At 53.5% G+C, this 13,875-nt stretch carries 12 protein-coding genes and 1 tRNA gene; 9 read left to right on the forward strand and 4 right to left on the reverse strand.

Features of this window, described 5'->3' with window-relative positions; all coding sequences use genetic code 11:
- Window positions 1-147 precede the first annotated feature (147 nt).
- Window positions 148-1,206: a DNA polymerase IV gene (gene dinB, locus ACMHLI_RS08380; protein ID WP_413529074.1), complete on the forward strand. Its 1,059-nt coding sequence runs from the start codon at window positions 148-150 to the stop codon at window positions 1,204-1,206.
- Between the two features lie 104 nt (window positions 1,207-1,310).
- Here the strand turns inward: dinB and pepD are convergent, their stop codons facing one another.
- Window positions 1,311-2,771: a beta-Ala-His dipeptidase gene (gene pepD / locus ACMHLI_RS08385; protein WP_413529075.1), complete on the reverse strand. Its 1,461-nt coding sequence runs from the start codon at window positions 2,769-2,771 to the stop codon at window positions 1,311-1,313.
- Window positions 2,772-3,064: 293 nt separating this feature from the next.
- Here pepD and gpt point away from each other — a divergent pair, with 293 nt between their 5' ends.
- From gpt to bhsA, 7 genes are all read left to right on the forward strand, one after another.
- The gene (gpt, locus tag ACMHLI_RS08390; protein ID WP_013574288.1) at window positions 3,065-3,523 is read left to right on the forward strand and encodes a xanthine phosphoribosyltransferase; all 459 of its coding nucleotides are present in this window, start codon (window positions 3,065-3,067) and stop codon (window positions 3,521-3,523) included.
- A gap of 177 nt (window positions 3,524-3,700) precedes the next feature.
- Window positions 3,701-4,951 (forward strand): esterase FrsA, encoded by a 1,251-nt coding sequence (gene frsA, locus ACMHLI_RS08395; protein WP_413529076.1) that lies wholly within the window; start codon window positions 3,701-3,703, stop codon window positions 4,949-4,951.
- 63 nt (window positions 4,952-5,014) lie between these two features.
- Window positions 5,015-5,416: a sigma factor-binding protein Crl gene (gene crl / locus ACMHLI_RS08400; protein ID WP_112164758.1), complete on the forward strand. Its 402-nt coding sequence runs from the start codon at window positions 5,015-5,017 to the stop codon at window positions 5,414-5,416.
- A 151-nt stretch (window positions 5,417-5,567) separates the two neighbouring features.
- Complete coding sequence (proB, locus tag ACMHLI_RS08405; protein WP_413529077.1) at window positions 5,568-6,671, forward strand: glutamate 5-kinase; 1,104 nt, start codon at window positions 5,568-5,570, stop codon at window positions 6,669-6,671.
- Between the two features lie 9 nt (window positions 6,672-6,680).
- Window positions 6,681-7,934, forward strand: coding sequence for a glutamate-5-semialdehyde dehydrogenase (gene proA / locus ACMHLI_RS08410; protein ID WP_413529078.1), 1,254 nt, complete (start codon window positions 6,681-6,683; stop codon window positions 7,932-7,934).
- Between the two features lie 159 nt (window positions 7,935-8,093).
- Window positions 8,094-8,169 (forward strand) — tRNA-Thr (locus ACMHLI_RS08415).
- A gap of 550 nt (window positions 8,170-8,719) precedes the next feature.
- On the forward strand, window positions 8,720-8,977 hold the full coding sequence (bhsA, locus tag ACMHLI_RS08420) for a multiple stress resistance protein BhsA (RefSeq protein ID WP_413529079.1): 258 nt from the start codon (window positions 8,720-8,722) through the stop codon (window positions 8,975-8,977).
- Between the two features lie 61 nt (window positions 8,978-9,038).
- On the opposite strand, the gene ACMHLI_RS08425 is transcribed toward bhsA, so the two are convergent.
- Both ACMHLI_RS08425 and ACMHLI_RS08430 read right to left on the reverse strand, forming a co-directional pair.
- Complete coding sequence (locus ACMHLI_RS08425) at window positions 9,039-9,266, reverse strand: hypothetical protein (protein WP_413529080.1); 228 nt, start codon at window positions 9,264-9,266, stop codon at window positions 9,039-9,041.
- Between the two features lie 151 nt (window positions 9,267-9,417).
- The gene (locus ACMHLI_RS08430) at window positions 9,418-11,103 is read right to left on the reverse strand and encodes an NAD-dependent malic enzyme (RefSeq protein ID WP_413529514.1); all 1,686 of its coding nucleotides are present in this window, start codon (window positions 11,101-11,103) and stop codon (window positions 9,418-9,420) included.
- A 495-nt stretch (window positions 11,104-11,598) separates the two neighbouring features.
- Between ACMHLI_RS08430 and ACMHLI_RS08435 the strand changes: the two genes are divergently transcribed.
- Window positions 11,599-12,543 (forward strand): AEC family transporter, encoded by a 945-nt coding sequence (locus tag ACMHLI_RS08435; protein ID WP_413529081.1) that lies wholly within the window; start codon window positions 11,599-11,601, stop codon window positions 12,541-12,543.
- Between the two features lie 21 nt (window positions 12,544-12,564).
- Here ACMHLI_RS08435 and ACMHLI_RS08440 read toward each other — a convergent pair whose 3' ends face one another.
- Window positions 12,565-13,866, reverse strand: a complete 1,302-nt coding sequence (locus ACMHLI_RS08440) for a Fic family protein (protein ID WP_413529082.1) — start codon at window positions 13,864-13,866, stop codon at window positions 12,565-12,567.
- Window positions 13,867-13,875: the final 9 nt, after the last annotated feature.

Raw genomic sequence — 13,875 nt, forward strand, 5'->3', positions numbered from 1 at the left:
TCACCAAATAATGAATAATAGATTTCTTAATGTTAATTGTTTGTACTTGCCACCAGGCCTGATTCATTAAGTGAAATTAACCATTATTTTCTGTGTTTGAAATTGCATCTCTTAACTGTATACTTATACAGTTATCAGGGGAGGGCTATGCGTAAAATCATTCACGTGGATATGGACTGCTTTTTCGCGGCCGTTGAGATGCGCGATGATCCGTCCCTGCGCGACATTCCGATCGCCATCGGCGGCAGCCGCGATCGTCGTGGTGTGATAAGCACCGCCAACTATCCGGCCCGTAAATTCGGCGTCCACAGCGCGATGCCCACCGGGATGGCGCTGAAACTTTGCCCGCACCTGAAAGTCATCCCTGGCAGAATGGAAGCCTATAAAGAAGCCTCTAACCACATCCGTGAAATCTTTGCGCGTTATACGCCGCTTATCGAACCTTTGTCCCTCGACGAAGCCTATCTGGATGTCTCCGATGCCACCCAGTGCAACGGTTCCGCCACGCTTATCGCCGCAGAAATTCGTCAGGCGATCTCTGATGAAATCAATCTGACCGCTTCGGCTGGTATCGCGCCCATCAAGTTTCTGGCGAAAATCGCCTCTGACCTGAATAAACCCAACGGCCAGTTCGTGATCACGCCGGATAAAGTCGACGCGTTTTTACAAGATTTACCGCTGAGCAAAATTCCCGGCGTCGGAAAAGTGACTGCCCAGCGCTTGCAGGAACACGGACTTATTACCTGCGGCGATGTGCAACGCTATGATCTGGCCGCGTTGCTCAAAGGTTTTGGCAAGTTTGGCCGTGTCCTGTGGGAGCGCTGTCAGGGTATCGACGAGCGTGAAATTTCCGCTGAACGGCTGCGGAAATCGGTGGGCGTCGAGCGGACGCTGGCGGAAGACATACACAGTTGGGAAGAGTGTGCGGCGTTGATCGAACGCTTATATCCCGAACTGCATACGCGGCTGAGCAAAGTCAGTCCTACTCTTCGCATCGCGCGGCAAGGCGTAAAACTCAAATTCCATGATTTTCAGCAGACCACGCAGGAACACGTCTGGCCGGTGCTCAATAAAGAAGATTTACTGAAAGTGGCGCGTGAAGCCTGGGATCAACGGCGAGGCGGGCGTGGCGTCAGGCTGGTCGGGTTGCACGTAACGTTGCAGGATCCGCAGATAGAGCGGCAGTTGCTGTTGCCCTGGGAATAATGTTAGCTGCTCCCCTGCGAAGGGGGGGTATAGCAAACGACTTCTGAGTTGACCGCTAAACCCCCTCCCGACCTCCCCCTTCGCAGGGGGAGGAGCTAAAACAATTACTTACGCTCAGGAATCGCTTTCAGCAACGCCGTCAGCAGTTTCCAATACAGTTCAACGCTTTCGATTTCAACCTGCTCATCCGGCGAGTGCGGGCCGGTGATGGTTGGCCCGATGGAGACCATGTCCATATCCGGGTACGGTTTTTTGAACAGACCGCATTCCAGACCGGCGTGGATCACCATGATGTTCGGAGTTTTATTGAACAGCGTTTCGTAAGTTTCACGCACCAGCGTCATGACCGGTGAGCTTGGCTCTGGTTTCCAGCCCGGATAGCTGCCTTTTGCCAGACTTTTCGCGCCAGACAACGCGCTGAGTGAGTTCAGCATGCTGACCACGTACTCTTTCCCGCTGTCGATCAGGGAACGGATCAGGCTGTTGATCGCCACTTCGTCCTCTTTCATGGTAACAACGCCGACGTTCAGGGAGGTTTCGACCACGCCTTTCACGTCATCGCTCATGCGGATCACACCGTTTGGTGTGGCATTGAGCAGTGCGAGGAATTTGTCCTGTGAGTCGACAGTCAGCACTTTCGCCGGGCTTTCAGCCGGTTCAACCACCAGCGCGATTTTCTTCTCTACCGCAGACAGTTCGAACTGGATCGTCGCCAGGAATTCCTGCGCAGCCGCTTTCAGCGCGTCAGCTTTGTCAGAAGCAATAGCCAGCGTGGCGATGGCTTCGCGTGGGATCGCGTTACGCAGCGTGCCGCCGGTGAAGTCCAGCAGGCGCAGACCGAGGGATTGCGCGTGATCGGCCAGGAAACGGGCCAGCAGTTTGCTGGCATTGCCCAGACCCAGATGAATATCAGCGCCTGAGTGACCGCCTTTAAGACCTTTCAGGGTCAGTTTCAGCGTGCTGAAACCGGCCGGAACGGCTTCGCGGCTTAATGGCAGCGTGGCAGTGAAATCGATCCCGCCCGCGCAACCCATGTAGATTTCGCCTTCGGTTTCGGAATCGGTGTTGATCAGGATTTCAGACTGTAACCAGTTTGGTTGCAGGCCGAATGCGCCCGCCATACCGGTTTCTTCAGTCATAGTCAGCAGCACTTCCAGCGGGCCGTGTTCGACGCTTTCATCTGCCAGAACCGCCAGCGCAGAGGCCAGACCAATGCCGTTATCAGCACCCAGCGTGGTGCCGCGTGCTTTTACCCAACCGTCTTCGATGAACGGCTGGATGGGATCTTTAGTGAAATCATGAACGGTATCGTTGTTCTTCTGCGGCACCATGTCGAGGTGAGCCTGCAGGGCGACGGCTTTGCGGTTTTCCATGCCCTGGGTGGCCGGTTTGCGCAGCAAAATGTTGCCGACCTCATCACGCTCAGCGTGGATACCTTTTTCCTGTGCCCATTCAACGATGTGATTTGCAAGCGCTTCTTCATGATAAGAAGGGTGCGGAATTGAACATACTTTGGCAAAAATATCCCACAACGGTTGTGGCGAAAGCTGAGACAGTTCAGACACTATAAGTCTCCTGTAACAGTCAGCTCATTCAGGCTCCATGTGCAGGCGAACTGATTGAGATGCTGTAGGTTTAAGGTTAAGTAATCCCCGCCAGACGTTGTGGCGAGTGGCCTGACAGAATATCACTTAATCTTACGCTGTGCGCGTATGCGGGCAGAAAATCCAGGGTTTTTGGGCACCTGATGCCAGATAATCGCTGGTTTTTGTGAGCCAGAATCTCTATAATCCCGCGCAACCTTTTTTCCCCCGAATACATTCTTAGAAGCCGTCTTTTCACTGGCTGGGACACCTTTATGAGCGAAAAATACGTTGTAACCTGGGACATGCTGCAAATCCACGCCCGCACGATGGCTAAACGCCTGCTGCCGGCAGAACAATGGAAAGGCATTATTGCAGTCAGCCGTGGTGGTCTGGTTCCGGCAGCGTTGCTGGCGCGCGAACTGTGTATCCGTCACGTAGACACCGTCTGCATCTCCAGCTACGACCATGACAATCAGCGCGAAATGCAAGTGCTGAAACGCGCAGAAGGCGACGGTGAAGGCTTTATCGTAATCGACGATCTGGTAGACACCGGCGGCACCGCGAAAGCCATCCGTGAGATGTACCCGAAAGCTCACTTCATCACTATCTTTGCTAAACCCGCTGGCGCACCGCTGGTCGATGATTACGTGATAGACATCCCGCAGAACACCTGGATCGAACAGCCGTGGGATATGGGCGTGGTGTTTGTTCCTCCTTTAGTGGGAAAATGATTTACTGCGCTTGATAAAAGACGCCTGGCTCATTGCCGGGCGTTTTGCTTTCATTGACTTGAAATCCCTTCTGTTTGACCTCACTCCTGTCTTGTCGCACCGTTAACACGTTATAATCCCGTCATGAAAGGGTGGCCTGCGGGCGACCATCTGCTTGCTAACGGAGGATTACGCATTATGGCGCCAGTCAATCTCACGGAAAAACTGTTCAAACCTTCCTTCAAATACCCGGAAACCTCGACGCTGGTCCGTCGCGTTCATCATCACAATGCCAACCCGCCGATGCACTCTGCGCTGGAAGGGGATACGGTGAATTGCTGGTACCGAACCATTAACCGTTTGATGTGGATGTGGCGCGGCGTAGATCCGCTCGAAGTGGAAGAGGTGCTGTCGCGCATTGCGGTGTGCAAAGCCGAGCACAGCGATCCGCTGCTGCTCGATACGGTCATCGGCTATCGCAACGGCAACTGGATTTATGAATGGTCGAATCAGGCCATGCTCTGGCAGAAGAAAGCCGCAGAAGAGCAGGATGCGGATCTGGCCAGCGAATACTGGCTGAAAGCCGCCAACCTTTACAGCATCGCCGGTTACCCGCATCTGAAGGGCGATACGTTGGCGGAACAGGCCGAGGCGCTGGCGAACAAAGCGTTCGAGAAATCTTCCGAGCATTCGCCTTATGAACTCAAAGAGCTGGATTTTGCGATCCCCGGCGGCGCGCCGATCACCGGTTTCCTGCACCTGCCGAACGAAGGCAAAGCGCCGTTCCCGACGGTGATGGTCTGCGGCGGACTGGATACGCTACAAAGTGACCATCAGCGCCTGTTCCGGTCTTATCTCGCGCCAATGGGCATTGCGATGCTGACTATCGACATGCCGTCGATCGGGTTTTCCGCGAAGTGGAAACTGACGCAGGATACCAGCTTCCTGCATCAGCAGGTGCTACAGCAGTTGCCGAATGTTCCTTGGGTGGATGCCGGTCGCGTCAGCCTGCTTGGTTACCGTTTTGGCGCCAACGTTGCCGTGCGTCTGGCGTATCTCGAACCGCGCCGCGTGCGCGCTGTCGCCACACTGGGCGCGCTGGTGCACACGCTGCTCAGTGACCCAAAATGTCAGGAGCAGGTGCCGGATATGTACATGGACGTGCTCGCCAGCCGCATCGGCATGTCCAGTGCGTCGGACTCGGCGCTGAAAACCGAACTTAATCGTTATTCTCTGAAAATGCAGGGCCTTCTGGGGCGCAGAACGCCGACGCCAATGCTGGCTGCCTACTGGGAGAACGACGTGTTCAGCCCGAAGAGCGAAGCCAAGCTGATAGCGGATTCCTCCTCTGACGGCAAGCTGATGGCTATCCAGAGCGAGCCGCTTTATCAGCACTTTGATCGTGCATTACATGAGATTTGCGGCTGGCTGCAAAAGAGAATGCAATAACTTAATGGTTGCTTATTCTTAACGTTTTGCTAAAAAGGAGCGTCTATATATGGAGGTTGTACTATGACGTTACCAAGTGGTCATCCTAAAAGCAGGCTAATGAAACGTTTCGGTACGTTAGGGCCGTACATTAGAGAAGGGAAATGCGAGAACGACCGCTTTTTCTTTGACTGCTTAGCTGTCTGTGTCAACGTGAAGCCCGCGCCAGAGAAGCGTGAGTTCTGGGGCTGGTGGATTGAGTTACAGGCCGAAGCCGAACGTTTTACCTATGTGTATCACTTCGGTTTGTTCGACAAAGAAGGCGACTGGAAGGCTCAAAACATTAAGGATGCTGAAGTCCGCGAGAAGCTTGAGACGACGTTGGTAGGGTTTCACAAAAAACTCAATGCCATGATCGTAGAGATGTCGCTCAAACTGGAACCCGCTGATGATTTCAGCGAAGAACCGGTGAAGCTTTCCGCCTGATCTTTTGCACCATTGCGTACTACCCATTCCCATCATGAATGCTGCTATTATAGCGTTATGCCGGTTGGCATAACGCTTCTCTCCTGATACAAACACATCAAAGCAAAGCGTTTCATTTCAATCAAACACACTAATTAAACGGCAGATGACTATGAGTGGCAGCCAAACACTGGTTGTAAAACTGGGCACCAGCGTGCTCACTGGCGGTTCCCGCCGCCTCAACCGGGCTCACATTGTTGAGCTTGTCCGCCAGTGCGCGCAGCAACATGCGGCAGGGCATCGGATTGTGATTGTGACCTCGGGCGCGATAGCCGCCGGGCGCGAACACCTTGGCTACCCCGAACTCCCCGCCACCATTGCTTCCAAACAGCTGCTGGCTGCCGTCGGGCAAAGCCGTTTAATTCAGCTCTGGGAGCAATTGTTCTCTATTTACGGTATTCACATCGGCCAGATGCTGCTGACCCGTGCCGATCTGGAAGATCGTGAGCGTTTTTTGAACGCCCGCGACACCATGAATGCGCTGCTCGATAACCATATTGTACCGGTGATTAACGAGAACGATGCGGTTGCGACGGCGGAGATCAAAGTTGGTGATAACGATAATTTATCGGCGCTGGCGGCGATCCTGGCCGGTGCAGATAAACTGCTGCTGCTGACCGATCAGCGCGGCCTGTTCACCGCCGATCCGCGCACTAACCCCGAAGCGGAGCTTATCCGTGAGATCACTACCATCGATGACGCCCTGCGCGGCATCGCCGGTGACAGCGTCTCGGGCCTCGGCACCGGCGGTATGGCCACCAAATTGCAGGCGGCGGACGTCGCGTGCCGTGCTGGTGTTGATACCATTATTGCCGCCGGGAGTTTGCCGGGGGTGATCGCGGATGTGATCAACGGCGTGTCCGTCGGTACACGTTTCCATGCGATGGAGACGCCGCTGGAGAACCGTAAGCGCTGGATCTTCGGTGCTCCACCTGCCGGTGAAATCACCATTGATGATGGTGCGGTTGCGGCGATGCTTGAGCGCGGCAGTTCGTTGCTGCCCAAAGGCATCCGCGAAGTGAAAGGTGATTTCTCGCGTGGTGAGGTGATCCGCATCCGTAATCTGAACGGGCGTGACCTGGCGCACGGCGTCAGCCGCTATAACAGCGATGCGATGCGCATGATTGCCGGTCATCATTCCCAGCAGATCAGCGAAATTCTCGGTTACGAGTACGGCCCGGTGGCCGTTCATCGTGACGACATGATTGTCAGTTAAGGAGTTACCATGCTTAACGAGATGGGCAAGGCCGCGAAAGCCGCGTCCTGGCAGCTTGCCACCCTCAGCACCGCGCAGAAAAATCGCGCGCTGAGGCTGATGGCCGATATGCTCGAGGCCAACAGCCAGAGCATTATTCTTGCCAACGAGCTCGACATGTCCACTGCACGTGAAAGCGGCATGAGCGAAGCCTTATTAGACCGCCTGTTGCTGACGCCCGCCCGTTTATCGGCGATTGCCAGCGACGTGCGCGACGTCTGCCGCCTGAGTGATCCGGTCGGGCAGGTGATCGACGGTTCATTGCAGGACAGCGGTCTGCGCCTTGAGCGCCGCCGTGTGCCGCTCGGCGTGATCGGCGTGATTTATGAAGCGCGCCCGAACGTCACCATCGACGTTGCCAGCCTGTGTCTGAAAACCGGTAACGCGGTGATCCTGCGCGGCGGTAAAGAGACGCATCACACCAATCAGGCGACGGTCAAAGTCATTCAGCAGGCGCTGGAAGAGTGCGGATTGCCGAAAGCCGCCGTTCAGGCTATCGACAGCCCGGATCGCGCGCTGGTGGCCGAGCTGCTACGTCTGGATAAATACGTCGACATGCTGATCCCACGCGGTGGCGCGGCACTGCACAAGCTGTGCCGCGAGCAGTCGACCATTCCGGTGATCACCGGCGGTATCGGCGTGTGTCATACCTTCGTCGATGAGAGCGTTGATTTCGACAAAGCGCTGACCATCATCGAAAGCGCGAAAGTGCAACGTCCGAGCGCCTGTAACAGCCTGGAAACCGTGCTGGTGCATCAGGCTATTGCCGCGCGTTTCCTGCCGGAACTGAGCGCCAGAATGCACCGCGCAGGCGTGACGCTGCACGCCAGCGACTCCGCTATGGCGCATCTGCAAAACGGTCCGGCGAACGTGCTGGCGGTGACAGAAGAGGATTATCAGGATGAATGGCTGTCGCTGGATCTGAACGTCACCGTGGTCGCCGATCTCGATGCCGCCGTGGCGCATATCCGCACCTACGGCACCGAACATTCGGATGCGATCCTCACCCGTTCGATCAGCAGTGCGGACCGCTTCGTGCGTGAAGTTGATTCCTCGGCGGTGTACGTCAACGCCAGCACCCGTTTCACCGACGGCGGCCAGTTCGGTTTAGGCGCAGAAGTGGCGGTCAGCACGCAAAAACTGCACGCCCGCGGCCCGATGGGATTAGAAGCCCTGACAACCTACAAATGGATTGGTTACGGCGACGATTTAGTGCGTCCGTAATGCCGCTGCACCGGTGGATTTTTGTTCGTGAAACCGGTGCAAATTCATTAATTTGCGCAGAATGACGAGAAAACCAGCAAACGCACCTGTGGGGGCTTGACTGCGGCATCAAATTTCAATAATTTATCACCCCGTAGTTCCCCGGTAACACCTCAAAATGCCGACTTAGCTCAGTAGGTAGAGCAACTGACTTGTAATCAGTAGGTCACCAGTTCGATTCCGGTAGTCGGCACCATTTTAGTTATTCCCAATATTCTTTTTAAGTTCATCCGGTATAAAGGGTGGCGTTTTCTTGTGCAACAACGCATGGCATTTCAGGCATACAGATATTAAATATTTGGTGGATCGATTTGGTCACTTTCTTCAATTTCTATTTCATCGCGGCACTTCGCAAGAAAGGCACTATGCTGGCATCGGTTTGACGCGCTGCGGGGCTAAGTTCTTCAACGTATCTCCATGCTTTAGCAAGACCCTGGCCGGGCCGTTACTATGACAAGCCTGGTAATCTGATTGCCCGGCCGCCGCGCGCGCCGAACAAATCATAATCATGCTTACAGGTGACCAATTCCCTCCGTCGCCTGTCTCCCAATTCCTTAAACACGTTTTTACCCTCCTGTCACTCGATCGCACAATAAGTTAACACTCATTAAACAAATTGCTTGCGTAAACTTCCCGCACTCTCTATCATTTACTTATTGAACGTTAATTAATAACTAACGTTGACCCGAAACCGGGGTTGCTGAAGAAGGTAACCCGCACAACATTGACTGACAGGACAAAACATCATGAAAACCATCGCAATGACAATCGCCGCTCTGACACTGGCTACCGCTTCATTTTCTACTCTGGCAGCAACTGAAGTTCAGTCTGCTCCGGCCGGTCAGCAGGCAATCGGTGTGGTAAGCGCATCATCAGTGGGTGATCTTTCTGGTCTGCAATCAGAACTGAAAGCCAAAGCTAATGAGGCGGGTGCAAGTTCATACCGCATCATCGGTGCTTCCGGTAACAACCAGATGTACGGTACCGCTGAGCTGTATAAATAAGCTCAAATGAGTGATTTAACGAAGTAAGCAGAAGAGGCGGCGATTGCCGCCTTTTTCGTGTTTAGTGGAATTTATGAAAGTAATTATTTTGGATCTTGCGGTTGATAAAGGCGTGAAGTCCGCTGCCGGATTTTGCCATCGCCTTCATGAGGGTGACGTCTGTCTGACCTGGCCGGACGGCGTTGTAGATGTAATGCCAGCCATCTTTAAACTTCAGTGTGATTGAATCTTCCGTTATAGCGAAAGCGACGATACCTGAATTTCCTCCCCGATTTTGGTACCTTTCCATATCATCCCTCCCAAATTCATGACGTCATTAAGACAAAATCATCATAGCCCTTAAGTGGCTGCGGATTTGTGAGATGAGATGACTTTTGAAATGTCCGCACTTTCTGATGAGAGATGCAGCCGGTACGCAGGTACCGGCTGTGAGGAAGGGATCAGAAAGAGGAGCGTTTGTAAGGCAGATAGGTAGCCTGCCAGAATTCGGAATCCAGCCGGGTTTGCAGCGTTTCTTCTGAGACCACCGGCGCAACGCCTTCGCGCTGAGCCGTGCGGGCGACTTCCACAGCAATCACTTTCGATACTTTCTGAATATCCCCGAGCGCAGGTAACAATGAGCCTTCACCGGTGGTCGCCAGCGGCGACAGGCTTGCCAGCGCCTGACTGGCGGCCAGCAACATGCCGTCGGTGACGCGGCGCGCTCTGGAGGCCAGGATCCCCAGCCCCAGTCCAGGGAAGATATAGGCATTGTTACACTGCGGGATCGGGTAAGTGCGATCCTGATAATGTACCGGGGCAAATGGGCTGCCGGTGGCCATCAGCGCTGCGCCTTCGGTCCACGCAATCACATCCTGCGGACGGGCTTCGGCGCGGGACGTTGGGTTAGACAGCGGCATGATGATCGGGTGATGGCAGTGGTGATGCATCTCACGGATGATCTCTTCGGTGAACAGGCCCGGCTGCCCGGAAACACCAATCAAGATGGTTGGTTGGGAATGTCGCACCACATCGAGCAATGAGATGTTTTGCGCATCCACCGGCCACTGGCTGACTTTTTCTTTCGGCGTGACCAGTTTGCGCTGAAAATCGAGCAGGTTAGGCATGTCATCGGTCAATAAACCAAAGCGATCTACCATAAACACCTGACTGCGCGCTTCGTCCTCGGTGGCACCTTCGGCAATCATCTGCGCGATAATCTTCTCGGCGATCCCGCAACCGGCAGAACCAGCCCCTAAAAACGTTACGCGTTGATCGCGCAGCTGCGTGCCCGCCGCGTGGCTGGCGGCAATCAGGCAGCCCAGCGTGACCGCCGCCGTCCCCTGGATATCATCGTTAAAACAGCAAAGCTGGTCGCGATAACGCTCGAGCAGCGGCATCGCGTTGGTCTGAGCAAAATCTTCGAACTGCAACAGCACGTCCGGCCAGCGCGTTTTCACCGCCTGAATGAACAGATCCATAAACTCATTGTATTCGCCGTCGGTAATGCGCGGATGACGCCAGCCCATATACAGCGGATCGGCAATGCGCTGGGCATTGTTGGTGCCGACGTCCAGCATAATCGGCAAGGTATTGGCCGGATTGATGCCGCCGCAGGAAGTGTAGAGCGACAGTTTGCCGATCGGGATCCCCATGCCGCCAATCCCCTGATCGCCGAGCCCGAGAATGCGTTCGCCGTCGGTGACGACGATTACCCGGATATCGTTTTTGGAGAAGTTTTGCAGCATCTCGTCGATATGATCACGATCCGGATAGGCGATGAACAGGCCGCGCGCGCGACGGTAGATATCTGAAAAGTGCTCGCACGCTTCGCCGACGGTCGGGGTGTAAATGATCGGCAACATCTCTTCAAGATGGGAATTCACCAGGTTATAGAACAACGTTTCGTTGGTGTCCTGGATATTACGCAAATAAATGTGCTTGGAGATATCGCGTTTGAAATCAGAAAACTGAGAATAGGCGCGGTCAGTTTGCTCGCTGATGGTTTCAACCTGATTTGGCAACAAACCGTTAAGATTCAGCGCCAGACGCTCTTCGTGGGTGAAGGCGGAACCTTTGTTCAGCAGCGGATTTTCCAGCAACAGCGAGCCAGTGTAGTGCGTGTAGAGTGGGCGTTTTTTTAACATCATTTAAAGCCTTTTTGAGTATGAACTCAGTGATTTCCCGGAGCATGATTTTTGGTCTCCGGATCCCTCGCAGTAAAACCCCATGATCAATTGAAACAATGTGCAGATAGTTAATGCCGCATAGCCGACTGTTATTTTATCAGACGTCTTTTAAAAACATGTCTGTTCGATTTTTTATAGCACGCGGCAGGGTGATATTTCGATTACTTAAATTACAAAAGTGTTTTAATACTTACTTAGTGATTATTTACTACAGTATGTTGTTGGATTTTTCAGGATGTATCTGCGTCGATGGTTATATTTTACAATCTTAATGTAAATTCATCTAAATAATCTAAGTTATTGATTTGTATTGCAATGATGATTAAGTAATTATTGTTATTTCGGTTGGTTAATTGGATGTGATGATTATCACAATTGCCTGGTGTGTTAATGGATATAAATACTCGCCACTTTGTTCGCCCGATCAATGATAAAAATTAAAAAGGTTATATTATGCCAACGTTACTCTTATCCTCATTATTTCCTTTAGTTTTTGTAATGCTTTTAGGCTGGCTGAGTGGAAAACTCGGATATATGAAGCGTGACGACGCGACGGTATTAGCGACAGTGGTGATCCGCTTCGCCTTGCCTTTACATCTTTTTATCGGCGCGCTGCACACCGATCCTTCCAAATTACAGAATTTATCTTTTATGGCAGTTCTGGTCATCGGCCTGATGGGCTCCTACCTGCTGACGCTATGCATCTCCCGTTTCCTGTTCCGACACGATATTAAGACCAGCGCGATCCAGTCGCTGGTCTGTGCGTTTCCTGATATGGCCTACTTTGGTGCGCCTGTTCTCGCGGTGCTTATCGGGCCGGAAGGGTTCCTTGGCGTGCTGATTGGCAATCTGATCACCAGCGTGCTGATGATCCCACTGACCATTGTGCTGATCCGTATGGGCGATAAAAACAGTGAGCTGGCGGAGCAGGGTAGTCTGGGCAACATGATCCTGACCAATCTGTTTAAAGCGGCACGTAATCCGATTGTCTGGATCCCGGTGCTTGGCGTGGTGATGAGTCTGGCAGGGATTAAAATCCCTGAGCTGCTCTCCTCCTCCGTTGAAATGATGGGCAAAACCGCTGGCGGGATTTCACTGTTCGCGCTGGGGCTGCTGTTCTTTGGGGAACGCCCGTCGCTAAACATTCACACCTTCACCAATATCGGCATTAAGAACCTGATCCAGCCCGCGATCATGGCCGCCGCCGGGCTGGCGTTTGGGCTCAGCCACACGCTGATGCAACAGGTGGTGATCATCGGCGCGACGCCATCGGCCATCGCCGCGGGTATGTTCGCGGTGCGTAGCGATACCTACGTGGAATCCGCCTCGTCGTCGATCCTGATCGGCACCGCCGTCGGGATTTTTACGGAAGGGGTGATGATTTATATGATGTCGTAGCGGCGGTTTGAAGGCTGGAGCTCAGATGAGGTCTTTTACCGGCACGTAAACGCTCTGCTGCCCGTTTGTTTTCTGCTCGTCAGCAATCTTTTCGCTCACCAGCACCCGCAGGTCGTTTCTGGCGGTGTTGTCCGAAACCCCCAGTTTTTCACTGATTTCTGCCGCAGTAAATTCTTTATCGGGCTCGGCCAGCATGATATTGACCAGCGTCACCTGACGCTGGCTCAGCCGTTGTAGTGCGCCGGACTCAAACAATTTTCGGTCTATGAACGCCCGACGATTCACTATCTTCGCGATGTATTCTTCGAATTTATCCAGCGCGCGTTTCACAATCCCCATCTGATATTCCAGAAAGTACGTCAGATCCATTTCGTCGTTTTCTGTGTACTGATAGCTATGGGCATATTTCACTGGTGCGGCGTAGAGCAGGCTGCTGATCGATATATAGCGGAAAGCCTGATAGCCTGATTTCAGCATAAACCAGTAAAACAGCGCCCGGCTGGTGCGGCCGTTTCCGTCCCTGAAAGGATGTTCATGGGCTACCATAAAATGCAGAATGCACGCGCGCACCAGCGGATGAATATAGGTGCCTGACGCCGCATTAACCCACGAACAAACCTGTTCAAGCCGTTCAGTTATCAGCTCTGCCAGCGGCGGCTGATGGACGATGTTACCGTCGTAATCGGCGATTACCACGTTATCTGTTTTGCGGAACTTACCCGGCTGATACTTTCTGTCGTTAATGCCTGCCATACCGACGGCGTGAAAATGGCGGATCAGACCGATAGTCAGCGGTTCATCCAGATGCGCGGAAATCTCAGTCATCAGCCGGGCGTTTCCGGCAATCATCTGCTCGCCTTCAGTGCGCGGTTTCCGTCCTGATTCGAGCATTGCCCGCGCCATCAGCGTGGTGGTATTAGCGCCTTCAAGCTGCGAGCTGGTGATCGGCTCATCGAGCTGTAACTGGCTGAGCGTCGCGCCTATGCCCTGCAGCCTTTCCCGCTGTTGATTTAACGCCTGAGTGGTCGCGGTTTTATCCACCCGCTCGCAGGCCTGCGCCATTAACGGTGTCTTATTGAAGCCGGCCTGCTGGCCCTGAGCGTTAAAATACTCAATGAATTGCATCGCGAAAGCGCGCGTACGGCGGGTAAAACTCCAGGCCATCACTGGATCTGCGCCTTTGACAACGCGATATTGGAAATCGTCCCACGGCAAATAGCGCCCCTGCGCATCCACTAACCGGGAGTAAGTCAGGTATTGCTCGAACAGCTCACCGCTGATTTGATTCAGAGGGATTAACGGAGGGGGCGGTTTGATACTCATGGGTAAACT

It is taken from the genome of Rahnella inusitata (genome assembly GCF_965118895.1).
GTDB lineage: Bacteria > Pseudomonadota > Gammaproteobacteria > Enterobacterales > Enterobacteriaceae > Rahnella > Rahnella inusitata_A.